This window comes from Streptomyces coacervatus, from assembly GCF_029223485.1.
In the GTDB taxonomy this organism is placed as follows: domain Bacteria; phylum Actinomycetota; class Actinomycetes; order Streptomycetales; family Streptomycetaceae; genus Streptomyces; species Streptomyces coacervatus.
The window spans coordinates 765,217-781,172 of record NZ_JARHTP010000002.1 but is presented as its reverse complement, the minus strand read 5'-3'; the positions used below and the strand labels follow the sequence as shown (position 1 = coordinate 781,172).

The window sequence follows — 15,956 nt, the reverse complement described above, 5'->3', positions numbered from 1 at the left end:
CCTCATGAGCGGCAACGCGGACCCCCGGCCGACGGGGGAAGGGACCACCTCGAGAACGCGGTTGGACCGGGGGCGCGGTGCGCTCGGGCCCGCGTTGGAGCTCGTGCACACCGGACGCGCACCCACCCGGGCCGTGCTCACCGCCGAACTCGGCGTCACGCGGGCCACGGCCGGTGCGGTCGCCGCCGAACTGGAGGCGCTCGGGCTGATCCGCGTCGATGCGCGGCCCGGCGCGGCGGCCGGCTCGCAGGGCCGGCCCTCGCACCGGCTCGCGGTCGCCGACGACGGCCCGGTCGTCCTCGCGGCGCAGGTGCACGCCGACGGGTTCCGGGCCGCGCTGGTCGGACTGGGCGGCCGGATCGTCGCCACCGCGCCCGGCTGCGAGACCGTCGACGCCGACCCGGCGAAGGTCCTCGGCTCGGTCGTGGAAGCGGGCGCCGAACTGCTGCGCTCGACGGGACGGCGCTGCGTCGGCGCCGGACTCGCCGTACCGTCCGCGGTCGCCGAACCGGACGGGCTCGCCCTCAACCCCCTGCACCTGGCCTGGCCCGCGGGCGCGCCGGTCCGGCGGATCTTCGCGGAATGCGTGCGCGAGGCCGGCCTCACCGGACCCGCCTTCGCAGGCAACGACGTCAACCTCGCCGCCCTCGCCGAGCACCGGCACGGCGCGGGCCGCGGCTCCCGGGACCTGCTGTGCGTGGCCACCGGCCACCGGGGCGTGGGCGGCGCCCTGGTGCTCGACGGCCGCCTCCACACGGGCAGTTCGGGCCTGGCCCTGGAGGTCGGCCACCTCACCGTCAACCCCGAGGGCCGCCCCTGCCACTGCGGCAGCCGCGGCTGCCTCGACGTCGAGGCCGACCCGCTGGCCCTGCTCACGGCGGCCGGCCGCGACCCCGGCCCCGAGGTCTCCCTCCTCCAGCAGGCCATCGACCTGATCAGCAATCACTACGACGACCCGTCCATCCGCACCGCCACCGAGGCCCTCATCGACCGCCTCGGCCTCGGCCTCGCGGGCCTGGTCAACATCCTCAACCCCGACCGCATCATCCTCGGCGGCCTGCACCGCACCCTCCTCGACGCCGACCCCGAGCGCCTGCGCGCGGTCGTCGCCGACCGCAGCCTGTGGGGGCAGAGCGGCGGCGTCCCCATCCTGGCCTGCACCCTCGACCACAACAGCCTGGTCGGAGCTGCCGAGTTGGCGTGGCAGCCGGTGCTGGACGATCCGCTCGGGGCGCTGGCGCCGTAGCCCTCACTCAGACCTGCTCACCCGTGCACTGGGGGCGTGAGCCCCGCGGCGTTAGGCTCCGGGACATGCGGATCTCCGTCTCCTCCGACATGGACGAACCCGTGGCGCGCTCCCTCGTCGCGGAACTGGGCAGGCGCGGCCACGAGGTCGTGCCCCACGGGGCGCTGAGCTCCGGGGACGACCCTCAGTGGGCCGCGTGCTCGGAGGCCGCGGCGCGCGACGTCGCCGCGGGGAGCGCGGACCAGGCGGTCGTGTGCTGCTGGACCGGCACGGGCGCATCCATCGCCGCGAACAAGGTGCCCGGCGTACGGGCGGCCCTGTGCACCGACGCGTACACGGCGGACGGCGCCCGCCGCTGGAACGACGCCAATGTGCTGGCGCTCAGCCTGCGACTGACCTCCGAGCCGCTGCTCAAGGAGATCCTCGACGCCTGGTTCGCCGCCGAAGCCAGCGAGGACGCCGAGGACCGGGCGAACGTCGAGCGGGTGGGACGGCTCGACGCCGGCAGAAGCACCGGCTGACCCCTTGCTTACATCGATAAAGGCGCTTTAGCTTGGTCAGTATGATGTTGACCCAGCGGGAGCGCGAGATCATCGCGCTGCTGCGCCGCGACCCCCTTGCAGGGCCGCAGGCGATCGCCGACGCCCTCGGCAGCACCCGGGCAGCGGTGAACGTGCACCTGTCCAACCTGGGCAAGAAAGGCGCCATCCTCGGCCGCGGCTACATCCTCCGCGAGGAGAACGCGGTCGTCGTCGTCGGCGGCGCCAACGTCGACGTGAAGGTGCGCAGCCTCGCGCCCGTACGGCAGCGGACCAGCAATCCGGGGCGGGCCGGGACCACCGCGGGCGGCGTGGGCCGCAACATCGCGGAGAACCTGGCGCGGCTGGGCACCCCGACACACCTGATCGCCGCCGTCGGCCGCGACCCGGCGGGCGAGCGGCTCCTCGCGGAGACCGCGGCGGCCGGGGTGCGCCTCGACCACGTGCACCGCAGCGCACACCCGACGGGGACGTACACGGCGGTCCTCGACGCCGACGGGGACCTGGTCGTGGCGGTCGCCGACATGGCGGCCACCGAAGCACTGGCGCCCGAAGACCTGCACCCCGCCCGCGAGCTGATCGCCCACGCCGACATGCTGGTCCTGGACGGCAATCTGCCGGCGTCGGTGCTGGCCCACGCGATGGACGTCGCGCAGCCCGCCGCCGTACCGGTGGTGATCGACCCGGTCAGCGCCCCCAAGGCGGCCCTGCTCGCGCCGCTGCTCACCGCCCGCCGCCCGGTCTTCGCACTGACCCCGAACCTCGACGAACTGTGCGCCCTCCTCGGCCACCACATCGGCGACAGCGAGTCCGCGGTGACGGCCGCCGCCGGCACGCTGCACGCCCGCGGAGTGCGCCACGTCTGGGTACGGCTCGGCGCGCGCGGCAGCGTGCTGAGCACCTCGGACGAGGACGCGACATTCCTGGCCGCGCCGTCCGCCGAGGTCGCCGACGTCACCGGCGCCGGGGACGCCATGCTCGCCGCGTTCGTCCACGCCCTGCTGGCCGGCGGCGACCCGGTGGACGCCGCCCGCTACGGGCACGCGGCCGCGGCCCTGACGGTCGAGAGCCCGGCGACGGTGCGCCCCGACCTGACCCCGCGTCTGGTCGAGGACGTGCTGAGCGGCCCGAACGGCCGGACGGAACGGATCGGCCCGAACGACGTAGACGAACAGGACGACGTGAGCGCCCCGAACGACGCACTGGCCTGACCGACCGACCCCCGGCCGACAGAACCCCGACCCCTGAACGCCTGAACGCCTGAACAACCCGATCCGGAGCCAGAGATGACCACGCCCACCCCCGCCCCGACCCCCGCGACCCCCGTCCCGCATCCGAGCCTCGTGCTGACCGACGAGGTCCGTGAGGCGCTGCGCGACGGGCGTCCCGTCGTGGCGCTGGAGTCGACGATCATCAGCCACGGCATGCCGTACCCGCAGAACGTGGAGATGGCCGTGGAGGTCGAGCAGATCATCCGCGACGGCGGTGCCGTCCCCGCGACGATCGCCGTTCTGCACGGCAAACCCTGCATCGGCCTGACGCCCGCGGACCTGGAGCTCCTCGCGACCGCCCCGGACGTCACCAAGGCCAGCGTCCGCGACCTCGCATACGTCGTCGCGCGCGGCGCCCACGGCGCGACGACCGTCGCGGCGACCATGCGGCTGGCCGCGCTGGCCGGCATCCGTACCTTCGTCACCGGCGGCATCGGCGGCGTGCACCGCGGCGCGCCCACGACGTTCGACATCAGCGCCGACCTCACCGAACTGGCCGCGACCGGCGTCGCGGTGATCAGCGCGGGCGTCAAGAGCATCCTCGACATCGGCCTGACCCTGGAGACCCTGGAGACCCTCGGCGTGCCGGTCCTGACCTACGGCACCGACGAGTTCCCGGCGTTCTACTCCCGCCGCAGCGGCTTCACCTCGCCCATGCGCGTGGACTCGCCGGCCGAGATCGCCGCCGTGATGCACGCCCGCTGGGACCTCGGCATCCCCGGCGGCCTCAGCATCGCCAACCCCGTGCCGGAGGCCGAGGAGGTCCCGGCCGAGCGCATGGACGGCGTCATCGCCCAGGCCCTCGCCGAGATGGACAAGGCCGGCATCACCGGCAAGGACACCACCCCATACCTCCTCGGCCGGATCGTCGAGCTCACCGGCGGCGAGAGCCTGCGCACCAACATCGCGCTGGTGAAGAACAACGCCCGACTCGGAGCACGGATCGCCGTCGAGTACGCCAAGCTCGCCTGAGACCACTCCCGCGGAGTCTCACAGGCTCCACAGCGCCGCCACCAGCGGCCGCCGCAGATCCGCTGACATGACAGTCGAGGCTCGTCCGCCCGAAGTTCAGCGTCGAGCAGATCGCCTACCCGTCCGCCGAACACCCGGCGGACCCGGCCCTGTTGACGGCCTTCGACACCCACCCCGTGCACGAGGCCCTGGCCACGGCGGCGAAACTGCGGACGGCCAGGGCCGTTGTCAGTGGCGGCGGCTAGCCTGCGGGCATGATCGAGACGACCGGCGAGGACCGCCGCTTTCCGCCCGCCCTGGCCGACCTGGCCCGGGTGGAGTTCGACTACGACGAGGACGGGGGCGTCGACTTCGAGCCGTACGACGCCTTCGACTCCGCCGAGGAGACCACGGACTGGATCCGCCACTGGACGGGCAACCACGAGCTCGACGGCGGCGTCTACCGGGTCTTCGGGCAGGACGGCACCGGCGGTCTGGCCGCCTTCTGGTGCGTGCGGCCGGGTCTGCCTCTCGCCGAGCAGCCCGTGGTGTTCCTGGGCTCGGAGGGCGAGCGCGGTGTGGTGGCGGCGAACCTGTCGGACTTCCTGTGGGTCCTGGCGGACGGCGTGGGGCCGCTGGAGATCGTGGAGTTCGGGCGGTACGAGGGACGCCCGAACCCGGCCCTGACCGAGATCGCCGAGCAGTACGCGAGCACTCCGCGCCGAGCCGCCCGGGAGATCGTCACCGGCGCGCAGGCCGAGTTCCCCGCCTTCTCCCAGGACTTGGACGAGCTCTGTCGCTGACGCGGCCGGTCAGGTGCCGGACGCGTCGAGGTACTGCGCCACCCCGTGACCCAGCGACCAGTCGGCCGACTCGTTCTCGGTCACGGTGACGAACACATTGCGCGGCTCTGTCCCCGCGTACGCGTGGGCGAGTTCGGCGATGCGCCGGTACAGCGCCTGCTTCTGTACGGATGTGCGTCCGGACCGCATCGTGATCGCCACGTAGACGATGCCGTCGTCCCGGCGCACGCCGAGGTAACTGCCGTACCGCAGTGTGCTGTTGGTGCCGTCGTGCCCGACCAGGATCTGGAAGTGGTCGTCGGCGGGGATGCCGAGTGCCTCCACCAAAGCCTCGTGCACGGCTCTGCCGAGCGCGTCGAGGCGCGAGGGGCCGGCTCCCAGTGCGTCGATACGGACCAAGGGCATCGGAGGTGGTCCTCCCTTCCGCTCAGCGCCACTCGACGGCGAACGCCCGGCCGGGGTTCTCCGTGAGGATGCGGTTCGTCAGTTCTTCGCCCAGCTCCCACGCGAGCCGTGGCCGGACCCTGCGCAGCAGATACGGCATCCCGGGCCCGCCGTCGACCGACCGTGCCCCGGCGACCACGGTGTCCCCGCCGAGCAGCAGCCGATGCCCGAAACCCGCCTCGGCGAGGGCCCGTACGGCGTCCGGCATGCGCCAGTCGGTGGCGTGGTGGGCGCGGGACGGGCCGTCGAAGGCCAGCCAGCAGCCCGCTTCCGCGGCCTGGCGCTGGACCACGAAGTCGGGGCAGCGGTTGAGGTGGCCGAGAATCACGCCCTGCGGCGGGACACCCAACTCGCCGCACAGCAGGTCCAGTACATCGAGTGCGCCCGTGCCCATCTCGAGGTGCACGGCGATCGGGGCGCCCGTCGCGCGGTGGGCCTCGGCCGCGGCCGTCATGGTCCAGCGGGCATGCGCGTCGAGAGCGTGGAAGCCGCCCGCCACCTTGACGAGCCCGGCGCGGACACCCGACGTGCCGATGCCTTCGGTGAGTTCGGAGACGAACACCTCGGCGAGCCTGCCGCGCAGCTCGGCCAGCAACTCCGGTGCGTAGTGGGCCGCTTGGTGCAGCCCGGTCGCGCAGACCACGTGCACACCGGCTGCCCGGGACAGCAAGGGCAGGTCCGCGGCCCGCCGCCCCATCCCCCAAGGCGTCCACTGGACCACGCTCGCCCCGCCCGCCGCACGGAACGCCTCCAACTCGGCGCGCGCACCGGCGGCGTCGCTCAACTCCTGGCCGGGCAGTTGCGGGCTGCGGATGAAGAGGTGGTCGTGCGCGTCGCACACACCCAGGTCCTCGGGCCGCAGATCGCCCAGCACCGTACGGACGCTGCTCACCACTGCCGCCCGCGCGGCAGCCTGTCCCGCCCGGGCGCCGACATGTGCAGCACCTCGAAGACGTCGCCGTCGGCCTTCGGCGTGTCGTGCTCCCACAGCGAGAAGTGGACCAGCTCCCAGCAGCTGGAGTCCACGGCCGCCGCCGCGAGCACCGCACCGTCCTCGCCGGCCAGCCGTTCGGTCTCCCGCGCCGCATCCGCCATGACTGCGGCCAACTCCACACCCTCCGGGACCGGTTGGCGCCGTCGTACGGCGTACCGCGCGGGTGAGCCTCCGGCGCCGCCCTCCTCGTACGCCAGCCCCGTCCACTGTCGGACCGACGGTCGCCCGAAGTCGTTGCTGAGCCCCTGGAAGGCGCCGCCCCACAGGAACGCGTTCATGCCCTCCATGGTGTTCCACAGGTAGAACGGCGCGTACTGGTTGACGGGCGAGCCGTTCACCCCGCGCTCGCGCAGGAGGTACGTCTTGAGGCCGAGGCCCTCCCAGTCGTCCAGCAGATGCCCGATGCGGGCGACGCGGCCACGGATGATGCCCGTGTCGTAGTCGGCGGGCAGCGTCAACTCGTACTGCATGGCGTGCATCGGATGCCTCCTCAGGCAGTGGTGTCCCGCGAATCGCCGATGGGGTAGTCCTCGGGGCCGACGTGCACGTCCCACTCCGTGGTGGTGCCGTCCTCGGCGGCCTCGACGACCGCGAGATGCGTCATGAAGGTGCGCGGCCCGGCGCCGTGCCAGTGCCACTCGTCCGGCTCGATCCACACGGTGTCGCCCGCGCCGATCGACTCCGGCGCACCGCCCTTGCGCTGCACCAGCCCCTCGCCCTCCAGGACGTGCAGCACCTGACCATGCGGATGGCGGTGCCAGGCGGTATGGGCGCCGGGCGCGAAGTGGACGTTGAACATCCGCAGTCGGGACGGGGCCGCGGGCGCGGCTATCTCGTCGAGCCACACCGGGCCCGTGAAGTTCTCCGCCGGGCCCTGCCGGGTGTCGGGACGCTTCCTGGTGATGTGCACAGACCTGAACTCCTAACGCGGGGCGAGAAGGGAGAGCAGCCCCCGGACACCGGCGTCGAAGGCGGTGGGGGAGCCGGAGGCGCGGGCGAGGACATAACCGCCCTGGACGGTCGCAAGGACGGTCGCGGCGATCTCCTCGCCGTCCAGTGAGGGCGCGAACTGCCCCTGCTCCTTGCCCTCTTCGACAATTCCGGCGATCAGCTCGCGGATCGCGTCGAGCGTCTCGTCGACCGGTGCACGCAGCTCGTCGCTGGCGATGACGTCCGGATCCATCGTCAGCCGCCCGACGGGGCAGCCGCGCAACACGTCACGCTCGCGCAGCAGATACGCCTCGATGCGCTCGTACGGCGTCCCCGGCCCGCCGAGTACTCCCTCGGCGGTAGCCCTCAACTCCTCGGCCGTCCGCCGGATCGCCGCCAGTGCGAGATCGGGCTTGCCCTTGAAGTGGTGGTACATGCTGCCCTGCCCGGCGCCCGAGCGCTCCAGGATCGCCTTGGGGCTGGTGCCCACGTAACCGCGCTCCCACAGCAGCTCACGGGTGGACTCGATCAGCCGGTCCGAGGTGCTCTCCGAGGTGCTCATACCGTCACTGTACATACTAGTAGTTACAGAAGTCGAGCCCTCAAGGGAGCCGCCAGGAGCAGCGGAGACGATCCGGCGTACTCCCCGGGAGGTACGCGCAGTGCCGCTGGCCGTACGACGACCCGAGCCCCTCCCCGGCGGGAGTCTCGAGGCATCACCACCGGACACACACCGGACCCACTCAGGAGATGACTCGAGATGCAGACCCTCGCAGACTGGAACGGCGGCCCCGGCCCGTGGATCCTCTTCTTCCCGCTGATCTGGGCGGCCGTCGTGATCGGCGTCGTGAACGTCCTGCGCCGCACCGCGTGGCGCGGCCGCGGCGGCCCGTGGCGGGCCATGGGGGACCCCCGTCCCTCCGGCGACTCGCCCCTTGCAGTGCTCGGCCGCCGCTTCGCCTCCGGCGAGATCGACGAGGACGAGTACTGGCGCCGACTGTCCGTGCTGGACGAGCAGTTCGGCCGTACCAAGGGCGGTGCGGCGTGACGGCCACCACCGCGATCCGCACGGCGGCCCGGGTCGTCGACGCCGTGAAGGTGTACGGCCGTGGCGACACCGAGGTGAGGGCCCTGGACGGGGTGAGCGTCGACTTCCCGGTCGGCCGCTTCACCGCGATCATGGGGCCCTCGGGCTCCGGCAAGTCCACCCTGATGCACTGCGCGGCCGGCCTCGACACGCTCACCTCGGGCACCGCATACATCGGCGACACCCACCTCGGCGGCCTCGACGACCGCCGCCTGACCCTGCTGCGCCGCGACCGCGTCGGCTTCGTCTTCCAGGCGTTCAACCTGGTGCCGACGCTGAGCGTCGCCGAGAACATCACGCTGCCGCTGGACCTCGCCGGCGGCCAGGGGGACACGGAGTGGATCGACGCGCTGATCGACGTCGTCGGCCTGCGCGACCGCCTCCACCACCGGCCGTCCGAGCTCTCCGGCGGCCAGCAGCAACGCGTCGCCGTGGCAAGGGCGTTCGCCGGGCAGCCGGACGTCGTCTTCGCCGACGAGCCGACCGGAAACCTCGACTCGCGCTCCGGCGATGAGGTGCTCGGCCTGCTCGGCCGCGCCGTGCGCCAGACCTCCCGCACCGTCGTCATGGTCACCCACGACCCGGTCGCCGCCGCCCACGCCGACGAGGTCGTCTTCCTCGCCGACGGACGCCTGGTCGACCGCATGGAATCCCCGACCGCCGACAAGGTCCTGGACCGTATGAAAGCCTTCGAGGTGTCCTCATGAGCGCCGCCGTACGTCTGAGCGCGTCCTCCCTGCGCGCCCACAAACGGCGCTTCACCGGCACCTTTCTCGCCGTGTTCCTGGGCGTCGCCTTCCTGGCCGGCACCCTTGTCATGGGCGACACGCTGCGCGCCGGCTTCGACTCGATGTTCGGCAACGCGACCAGCGGCACGGACGCCGTCGTCCGCAGCGCCGACGCCATCACCACCCCCGGCGAGAGTCAGGGTGTGCGCGAGCCCGTCGGCACGGCCCTGGTGCACACCATCGAGCAGGTGCCTGGGGTCGCGGCCGCCGCACCCGACATCGAGGGCGCCGGCCAACTCGTCGGCAAGAACGGCAAGCCCATCGGCGGCAAGGGCCCGCCCACCCTCGCCGGTAACTGGATCACCGACTCCCGGCTCAACCCCTACCAGCTCGCCGAGGGCCGCGCCCCGCAGAAGCCCGGAGAGGTCGTCATCAACCGTGGCACCGCAAAGAAGGGCGACCTGAAGATCGGCGATACGACCACCCTCCGCACCCCGGACCCGGTCAAGGTCACGATCGTCGGTCTCGCGACGTTCGGCGGCGAGGACGGCATGGCACAGGTCACCTTCACCGGCATGACCCGCGCCGACGCAGAGAAGTACCTCACCGCCCGCCCCGGCGAGGCGGCGAGCATCAAGGTGCGAGCGGGCCCCGGCGTCAGCGAGAAGGAACTCGTCGACCGGCTGACTCCCGTACTCCCCAAGGGAGTTGAGGCGATCACCGGTCAGGCGTCGGCCCAGGAGAACACCGACATGATCTCCAGCCAGTTCCTGACCGTCTTCACCACCTTCCTCCTCGTCTTCTCCGGCATCGCCCTGCTGGTCGCGACCTTCTCCATCCACAACACCTTCGCGATCGTCGTCGCCCAACGCACCCGCGAGAACGCCCTGTTGCGTGCCCTCGGCGCCTCCCGCCGCCAGGTCACCGCCACGACCCTCATCGAGGCCACCACCGTCGCCGTGACCGCCTCGGCGGCCGGCCTCGCGGGCGGCATCGGAGTCGCAGCCGGCCTCCAGGCGCTGTTCCCGGCGATCGGATTCCCCTTCCCCGACGGCAACCTGGTCATCAGCGCCCTGTCCATGGCGCTGCCGCTCGCGGTCGGCATTCTGGTCTGCCTGGGCTCCGCACTCCTGCCTGCCGCACGCGCCGGTCGCACCGCCCCGCTGGCCGCCCTGCGGGAGACGGCCGTCGACACCTCCGGCGCCTCCCGTACGCGTGCCGTCACCGGCATGGGCCTCGCCGCCCTCGCCGTCGCCACCACGCTCAGCGGTGTCCTGGTGTCACCGTCCATCTGGATGGCGGGACTTGGCGCCGTACTCGCCCTGGTCGCGTTCGTGGTGCTCGGCCCGGTCGCCTCGACGACAGCCGTACGCATCCTCGGCGGCCCCCTCGGCAAGCTCCGCGGCGTCACCGGCGGCCTCGCCCGGCGCAACGCCCTGCGCAGCCCCAAGCGGACGGCCGCCACCGCGAGCGCGCTGATGATCGGCGTGGCCGTAGTCTCTCTCTTCACCGTGTTCGGCGCCTCGCTGAAGGCGACCATGGACCAGACCGTGTCCCGTTCCTTCGCCGGCGACGTCGCCGTCAGCACACCGTCCTTCGGCGCAGGCGGCAGCGGTCTGAGCCCCCGGCTCGCCGGGGCGATCCAGCAGCTGCCCGAGGTCGACACGGCCGTGGGCCTGGGCCGCGGAGTCGCGAAAGTCGACGGCAAGGGACGGGCGTTGACGGTCACCGACCCCGTCGCCCTGGAGCGCACCTTCGACCTCGGCAAGGTGAACGGCTCCCTGCGCGACCTCGGCACCGACGGCCTGGCCATCACCAGGGCGGAGGCCGACAAGCAGCACCTCACCACGGGTGACAAGGCCCAACTCACCTTCACCGACGGCAAGAAGCAGACCTTCACCGTCCGCGCGGTCTACGGCCGGTCCGAACTCGCCGGCGACTACGTCATCACCCGCGCCGCCTGGGCCCCGCACCGCACCCAGGACTCCGACACCCTCGTCGCCGTCTCCTTCAAGGACGGCGTGAGCACGGCCGCGGGCAAGACGGCCGTGCGGCAGGTCGCCGACCGGTACGGCAACCCCGAGGTGCAGACCCGCGACGAATACGCCCAGTCCTCGGCCGGCGGCATCGACATGATGTTGACCCTCGTCTACGCCCTGCTCGCCCTCGCGGTCCTCATCGCGCTGCTGGGCATCGCCAACACCCTGACGCTGGCGATCCACGAACGCACCCGCGAACTGGGCCTGCTCAGGGCCGTCGGCCAGACCCGTGCCCAACTGCGGGCCATGGTCCGCTGGGAGTCGGTGCTCGTCGCCGCCTTCGGCACGGTCGGCGGGCTCGGCCTCGGCGCCTTCCTCGGCTGGGTGCTGGTCGAGGCCTCGGACGGCGCCGGCGACAGCGCCTTCGCCTTCGCGATCCCGCCGGTGCAACTCGCCGTCGTGGCCCTGGTGGGTCTCGCGGCAGGCGCCCTCGCGGGCCTGCGCCCGGCCCGGCGGGCGGCACGCCTGGACGTCCTGCGCGCCATCGCCACCGAGTGACCACGCCCAGCAACGAGGCCGTCAAGCCGCCATGCCCAACGGCACCCCGACGGCCAACCAGCCCAACGGGACGGGCCCTCCAACGCTCACTGCACCACCGGACACCGGCCGGGAGGGAGCCGTAGGGGGCGCGTCGGTGTCGAGACGGCGAACGCGCGGAGGCGCGAAGCGCTGAGCACGATCGCCGTCTCGACACCGACTGAGGCGCCCCCGAAGGCGACCGACCCATCCAATGCAATCACCGCCCGGTCAGCCGGCAACGGCGGACCGGGCGGGAGCGTGCGTGGACCGGCAGCCGTCGACCGCGTGCTCGACCTCCACGAGTCGGCGGGCCGGCGTGTCGGCCGTACGGCGCGGAGGGCGGGCCGGCGCCGCCACCGGAGCCGGCGTGGTGGGCAGCGCGAACCAGACGACCTTGCCCGACTCGCCGTCCGGGCGCGCCCCCCAGCTCTCGCTCACCGCGGCCACCATGGCCAGCCCGCGCCCGGTGGTGGCGCAGGGTTCCACGTCCCGCACCTCGGGCAGGCGGGGGTCGTGGTCGCGCACGGAGACCATGAGCCGGTCCAGCACCAGCTCTATCTCCACGGTGCACAGTTTGTCGGGCTGGGCGTGCAGGTGGACGTTGGTCAAAAGCTCCGTCACACCGAGCGCGGCCCGGTCGATGAGAGGGTCCAGATGCCAGTAGCGCAACTGCGCAGAGACGATTCTGCGGACCTGGCCGATCCGCGACGGCAGGGCTTGCAGCTCTACCGTGCAGTGCCTGCTTGGGTGACTGATCACGGCTGCGACTCCCCGACTTAAGAGGTCCGGAAGAACACGGAGTACGGATCCAGCAGGTGCCTTGAGGGAAATGGCCACCTGCCGTCGTGCCCGGCGGGCTGGTTCGCAGCGTTATCGCCGGTAAACCCAGAGTGACGTGAGAACAGCGTGACCCAGGGGGCGCGGTACCGCAACTCGCGATCGGTTCCGCCGACCGCGAGGGTGCAGCCCGTCGCCGTCGTCCCGTGGGGTCCTTCAGCCGCCGCGCCCCGCCGCTTTCCGTACGGCCTCGATGAACCGGCGAGCCGCGGGCGGTCCCGGCTCGCCCGGTGCCGGGTCGTGATCGCCCAGGGTCAGCAGATACCGCTTGCCGTTGAGGTCCGCGAGCGCCCGGTCCTCAGCGGCGAACCAGGGCTTGGAGGCGCGCACCGCCTGCACCGGTGCGCTGTCGATCTCGGTGCCGTAACTGGTGAGCAACGCCAGCCTGCCGTCGCTGATCCGGACCTGCCCGGCCCGGGTGAGCGAACGCAGCCGTTTCCCGATCCGCACGCCCGTCGCCGTGAACTCCGGCTCCGCCATGCCGCCCGCCCCCTTGTGCGCGTCCGGTGCGCTGGACCGTGATCCCGCGTGGGCAGTGATCCAGCTCGTGTCGTGATCCAGTTCGTGTCGTGATCCAGTGTGCGCCCCCGTTCGGTGCAGTCTGCCCGCACCCGGCGTCGAGCACCAGTACGCACGGCACCTCGGGCCGAACGCCCGGAGCACTCGTACGAATGCGCCCCCACCCTTGCCCGCCCCCTGGCCCCAGGGTGTTCTTTGGGGCGCTCAAAGGTGCGTTTATGCAGGTGAGAAGCGTGCGGAAGGTGTTTATGATCGGTGCGTCGGCCGCGCGACGCGCCGCTGGCGCAGAGCCTAAGGAGCACCCGCCGTGAGCACCCCCCAGCAGACCCGGACCGGCAAGACCCTCGACGTCGACCACAGCGACGCCGCCTACCGCGACTGGCTGAAAGAAGCCGTCCGCAAGGTCCAGGCCGATGCCAACCGCTCGGCCGACACGCATCTGCTCCGCTTCCCGCTGCCCGAGAAGTGGGGCATCGACCTGTACCTCAAGGACGAGTCGACCCACCCGACCGGCAGCCTCAAGCACCGGCTCGCCCGCTCGCTCTTCCTCTACGGGCTGTGCAACGGCTGGATCCGGCCGGGCCGCCCGGTGATCGAGGCATCCAGCGGCTCGACGGCCGTGTCCGAGGCGTACTTCGCGAAGCTGATCGGAGTGCCCTTCATCGCCGTCATGCCGCGCACGACGAGCGCGGAGAAGTGCCGCCTCATCGAGTTCCACGGCGGGCAGTGCCATTTCGTGGACGACTCGCGCAAAATGTACGAGGAGTCGGCCGGTCTTGCGGTGGAGACCGGCGGCCACTACATGGACCAGTTCACCTACGCCGAACGGGCCACGGACTGGCGCGGCAACAACAACATCGCCGAATCCATCTTCCGCCAGCTGGAGTTGGAGCGGTTCCCGGAGCCCGCCTGGATCGTGGCGACGGCCGGCACCGGCGGCACCTCGGCGACCCTTGCGCGCTACGTCCACTACACCCAGCGCGACACCCGCATCTGTGTGGCCGATCCGGACAACTCCTGTTTCTTCGAGGGCTGGACCACCGGCGATCCGGATGTCACCAGCGACAGCGGCTCCCGCATCGAGGGCATCGGCCGCCCCCGCATGGAACCGAGCTTCGTGCCCGGCGCCATCGACCGGATGATGAAGGTTCCCGACGCGGCCAGCGTCGCCGCCGTACGGGCGCTGGAGCGGGCCATCGGCCGCAAGGCGGGCGGTTCTACGGGCACCGGACTGTGGAGCGCGCTGAAGATCGTCGCCGAGATGGTGGCAGAGGGGCGGAAGGGCAGCGTGGTGACGCTCCTGTGCGACCCGGGCGACCGCTACCTCGACAAGTACTACTCGAACGCATGGCTCGCCGAGCAGGGCCTGGACATCGAGCCGTACACGGCAGCGATCGACGCGCTGCTGGAGACTGGCGTCTGGCCCTGCTGAGTGCCTGTCCCCAAGCGGCCTCGCCGAAGTACTGCGGGTGGGTCAGCGCCCTAAAGGGGCGCGGGGAACTGCGCGACAAGCCACAGCGATGCCGCAGACGAAAGACGACCCATCCCCGCCCATCCCGCGGAGCGGTCAGCGCGCGAGCCGCCGGTCCAGCGACATCACCGCATCGCGGAAGGCCCGCCCCAGCCCCGCCCGTGCCGCCTTCACCACCAGCCGGAACGGCGCCGTCCCGTCCGCGGCGAAGGTCCACTGCACGCGTGTGCCGGTCCCGGCCGGTACCAGCCGCCACTCCTCGGCCAGGGCACGGGCGCCCGGCGCGTTGGTGACGTCGACCCGGTAGGCGTACACCTCCGCCTCCTTCGCCGCGATGACCGTCTCCCGGAAGCGCCCGCCGCCCCTGAGCCGGATGTCGCGCCCGGCACCCTCGTCGAGCGACCGTGCGTGCGTCACGGCCGCGAACCACTCCGCCCACCCCGGCACATCGTCGTTGAGGGCGTGGAAGACCGACTCGGGTGCCGCGGAGATCTCCTGCGCGAAGACCAGACGTACGGGCGCGGTGTCGACGAAGTCGAGCCCGACGGGACGCAGACGGTGGGCCATGGACGCGAACCCCCTTGGCGGAGAAGGGAAGTTGACCGGGGCAACGTCACGATAACTGGCGATCCGTCAGATGTCTGCACCGCCCCGAGGGGATCAGCTCTCCGGCTCGCCCACCACGACCAGCCGGCGCAGATGCTCGGAGATCTCCTCGCGCGCCTCGCCCGCGAGGCCCGCGTCCGTCACCAGCGTGTCGACCTGCTCCAGCGCCGCGAACGAACTCAGGCCCACCACGCCCCACTTGGTGTGGTCGGCAACCACCACGACCCGCCGCGCCGACTGCACCAGGCGCCGGTTCGTCTCGGCCTCCGCGAGGTTCGGCGTCGACAGTCCGGCCTCGACCGATATGCCGTGCACACCGAGGAACAGCACGTCGAAGTGGAGCGCCGCGATCGCCTGGTCGGCCACCGGCCCCACCAGCGAGTCGGAGGGCGTGCGCACCCCGCCGGTCAGCACCACCGTGGCCGCACCCTGCCGGGGGCCGGAGGTGCGCTGCGCGGCATGGAAGACGTCGGCCACCCGCACCGAGTTCGTCACGACGGTCAGGTCCGGCACGTCGAGGAGATGGTGGGCCAGCGCATACGTCGTCGTACCGCCCGACAGCGCGATCGCGGTACCCGGCGCCACCAGCTCGGCCGCCGAACGCGCGATGTCCTCCTTGGCCGTCAGCTCCAGGCCCGACTTGGCCTCGAAGCCCGGCTCGTGCGTGCTCGCCTCCACGACCGGCACCGCGCCGCCGTGCACCTTCTCCAGCACGCCCTGGCGGGCCAGCGCGTCCAGATCGCGGCGCACCGTCATGTCCGACACGCCGAGCTTGCGGGTCAGCTCGTTCACCCGGACCCCGCCCCGGCGCCGGACCTCGTCCAGGATCAGGGCCCGCCGCTGCTCCGCGAGGAGGTTCTGATTCTCACTCACGTACGCTCCGGTCCTTTCGCCTCAAGCCGTCCGACATGCCCCGCGCACCTTCCCCCAAGCTCTCGACTTCGCTCGAGCCCGGGGAGACCCCCATCGACC

18 protein-coding genes are annotated in these 15,956 nt (G+C 72.1%); 9 read left to right on the top strand and 9 right to left on the bottom strand.

Features of this window, described 5'->3' with window-relative positions; all coding sequences use genetic code 11:
- The first annotated feature begins 4 nt into the window (after positions 1–4).
- The 5 genes from P2Q00_RS07145 to P2Q00_RS07125 all read left to right on the top strand — a co-directional run bounded on the left by P2Q00_RS07145 (position 5) and on the right by P2Q00_RS07125 (position 4,810).
- Positions 5–1,246 (top strand): ROK family protein, encoded by a 1,242-nt coding sequence (locus tag P2Q00_RS07145; RefSeq protein ID WP_275770616.1) that lies wholly within the window; start codon positions 5–7, stop codon positions 1,244–1,246.
- A 65-nt stretch (positions 1,247–1,311) separates the two neighbouring features.
- The gene (locus tag P2Q00_RS07140; RefSeq protein WP_275770614.1) at positions 1,312–1,767 is read left to right on the top strand and encodes an RpiB/LacA/LacB family sugar-phosphate isomerase; all 456 of its coding nucleotides are present in this window, start codon (positions 1,312–1,314) and stop codon (positions 1,765–1,767) included.
- Positions 1,768–1,808: 41 nt separating this feature from the next.
- Positions 1,809–2,996, top strand: coding sequence for a carbohydrate kinase (locus tag P2Q00_RS07135; RefSeq protein WP_275770612.1), 1,188 nt, complete (start codon positions 1,809–1,811; stop codon positions 2,994–2,996).
- Positions 2,997–3,071: 75 nt separating this feature from the next.
- A complete protein-coding gene (locus P2Q00_RS07130; protein ID WP_275770610.1) occupies positions 3,072–4,028 on the top strand; it encodes a pseudouridine-5'-phosphate glycosidase in 957 nt (318 codons plus the stop codon).
- A 254-nt stretch (positions 4,029–4,282) separates the two neighbouring features.
- Complete coding sequence (locus tag P2Q00_RS07125) at positions 4,283–4,810, top strand: SMI1/KNR4 family protein (RefSeq protein WP_275770608.1); 528 nt, start codon at positions 4,283–4,285, stop codon at positions 4,808–4,810.
- A gap of 9 nt (positions 4,811–4,819) precedes the next feature.
- Here P2Q00_RS07125 and P2Q00_RS07120 read toward each other — a convergent pair whose 3' ends face one another.
- Genes P2Q00_RS07120 through P2Q00_RS07100 form a run of 5 tightly spaced genes read right to left on the bottom strand, consistent with a single transcriptional unit; the run spans position 4,820 to position 7,755 of the window.
- On the bottom strand, positions 4,820–5,215 hold the full coding sequence (locus tag P2Q00_RS07120) for a tautomerase family protein (protein WP_275770606.1): 396 nt from the start codon (positions 5,213–5,215) through the stop codon (positions 4,820–4,822).
- Between the two features lie 22 nt (positions 5,216–5,237).
- Positions 5,238–6,149: a phosphotriesterase family protein gene (locus P2Q00_RS07115; RefSeq protein WP_275770605.1), complete on the bottom strand. Its 912-nt coding sequence runs from the start codon at positions 6,147–6,149 to the stop codon at positions 5,238–5,240.
- Entirely contained in the window at positions 6,143–6,727 is a 585-nt protein-coding gene (locus tag P2Q00_RS07110; protein ID WP_275770603.1) for a DUF4865 family protein, read from the bottom strand. Before P2Q00_RS07110 ends, P2Q00_RS07115 begins: the two co-directional genes overlap by 7 nt.
- An 11-nt stretch (positions 6,728–6,738) precedes the next feature.
- Positions 6,739–7,158 (bottom strand): (R)-mandelonitrile lyase, encoded by a 420-nt coding sequence (locus P2Q00_RS07105; protein ID WP_275770602.1) that lies wholly within the window; start codon positions 7,156–7,158, stop codon positions 6,739–6,741.
- A 12-nt stretch (positions 7,159–7,170) separates the two neighbouring features.
- Positions 7,171–7,755 carry a TetR/AcrR family transcriptional regulator gene (locus P2Q00_RS07100; RefSeq protein WP_275770600.1) on the bottom strand — a complete coding sequence of 195 codons (585 nt, stop codon included), beginning with the start codon at positions 7,753–7,755 and terminating at the stop codon, positions 7,171–7,173.
- Positions 7,756–7,938: 183 nt separating this feature from the next.
- On the opposite strand from P2Q00_RS07100, the gene P2Q00_RS07095 reads away from it, so the two are divergent.
- From P2Q00_RS07095 to P2Q00_RS07085, 3 genes are read left to right on the top strand one after another with little or no spacing between them, the layout of a single operon-like run.
- Positions 7,939–8,226: an SHOCT domain-containing protein gene (locus tag P2Q00_RS07095; RefSeq protein WP_275770599.1), complete on the top strand. Its 288-nt coding sequence runs from the start codon at positions 7,939–7,941 to the stop codon at positions 8,224–8,226.
- Positions 8,223–8,972: an ABC transporter ATP-binding protein gene (locus P2Q00_RS07090; RefSeq protein ID WP_275770597.1), complete on the top strand. Its 750-nt coding sequence runs from the start codon at positions 8,223–8,225 to the stop codon at positions 8,970–8,972. The genes P2Q00_RS07095 and P2Q00_RS07090 overlap by 4 nt, the downstream gene beginning before the upstream one ends.
- Complete coding sequence (locus P2Q00_RS07085; RefSeq protein WP_275770595.1) at positions 8,969–11,530, top strand: ABC transporter permease; 2,562 nt, start codon at positions 8,969–8,971, stop codon at positions 11,528–11,530. Before P2Q00_RS07090 ends, P2Q00_RS07085 begins: the two co-directional genes overlap by 4 nt.
- A 249-nt stretch (positions 11,531–11,779) precedes the next feature.
- Here the strand turns inward: P2Q00_RS07085 and P2Q00_RS07080 are convergent, their stop codons facing one another.
- Both P2Q00_RS07080 and P2Q00_RS07075 read right to left on the bottom strand, forming a co-directional pair.
- Positions 11,780–12,310, bottom strand: coding sequence for an ATP-binding protein (locus tag P2Q00_RS07080; RefSeq protein WP_275770593.1), 531 nt, complete (start codon positions 12,308–12,310; stop codon positions 11,780–11,782).
- 234 nt (positions 12,311–12,544) lie between these two features.
- Positions 12,545–12,868 (bottom strand): hypothetical protein, encoded by a 324-nt coding sequence (locus P2Q00_RS07075; RefSeq protein ID WP_266963703.1) that lies wholly within the window; start codon positions 12,866–12,868, stop codon positions 12,545–12,547.
- 346 nt (positions 12,869–13,214) lie between these two features.
- On the opposite strand from P2Q00_RS07075, the gene P2Q00_RS07070 reads away from it, so the two are divergent.
- A complete protein-coding gene (locus P2Q00_RS07070; RefSeq protein ID WP_275770591.1) occupies positions 13,215–14,339 on the top strand; it encodes a PLP-dependent cysteine synthase family protein in 1,125 nt (374 codons plus the stop codon).
- Between the two features lie 135 nt (positions 14,340–14,474).
- Here the strand turns inward: P2Q00_RS07070 and P2Q00_RS07065 are convergent, their stop codons facing one another.
- Together P2Q00_RS07065 and P2Q00_RS07060 are read right to left on the bottom strand one after the other, a co-directional pair.
- Positions 14,475–14,945 (bottom strand): SRPBCC family protein, encoded by a 471-nt coding sequence (locus tag P2Q00_RS07065; RefSeq protein ID WP_275770590.1) that lies wholly within the window; start codon positions 14,943–14,945, stop codon positions 14,475–14,477.
- Positions 14,946–15,038: 93 nt separating this feature from the next.
- The gene (locus P2Q00_RS07060) at positions 15,039–15,857 is read right to left on the bottom strand and encodes a DeoR/GlpR family DNA-binding transcription regulator (RefSeq protein WP_275770588.1); all 819 of its coding nucleotides are present in this window, start codon (positions 15,855–15,857) and stop codon (positions 15,039–15,041) included.
- Positions 15,858–15,956 lie beyond the last annotated feature (99 nt).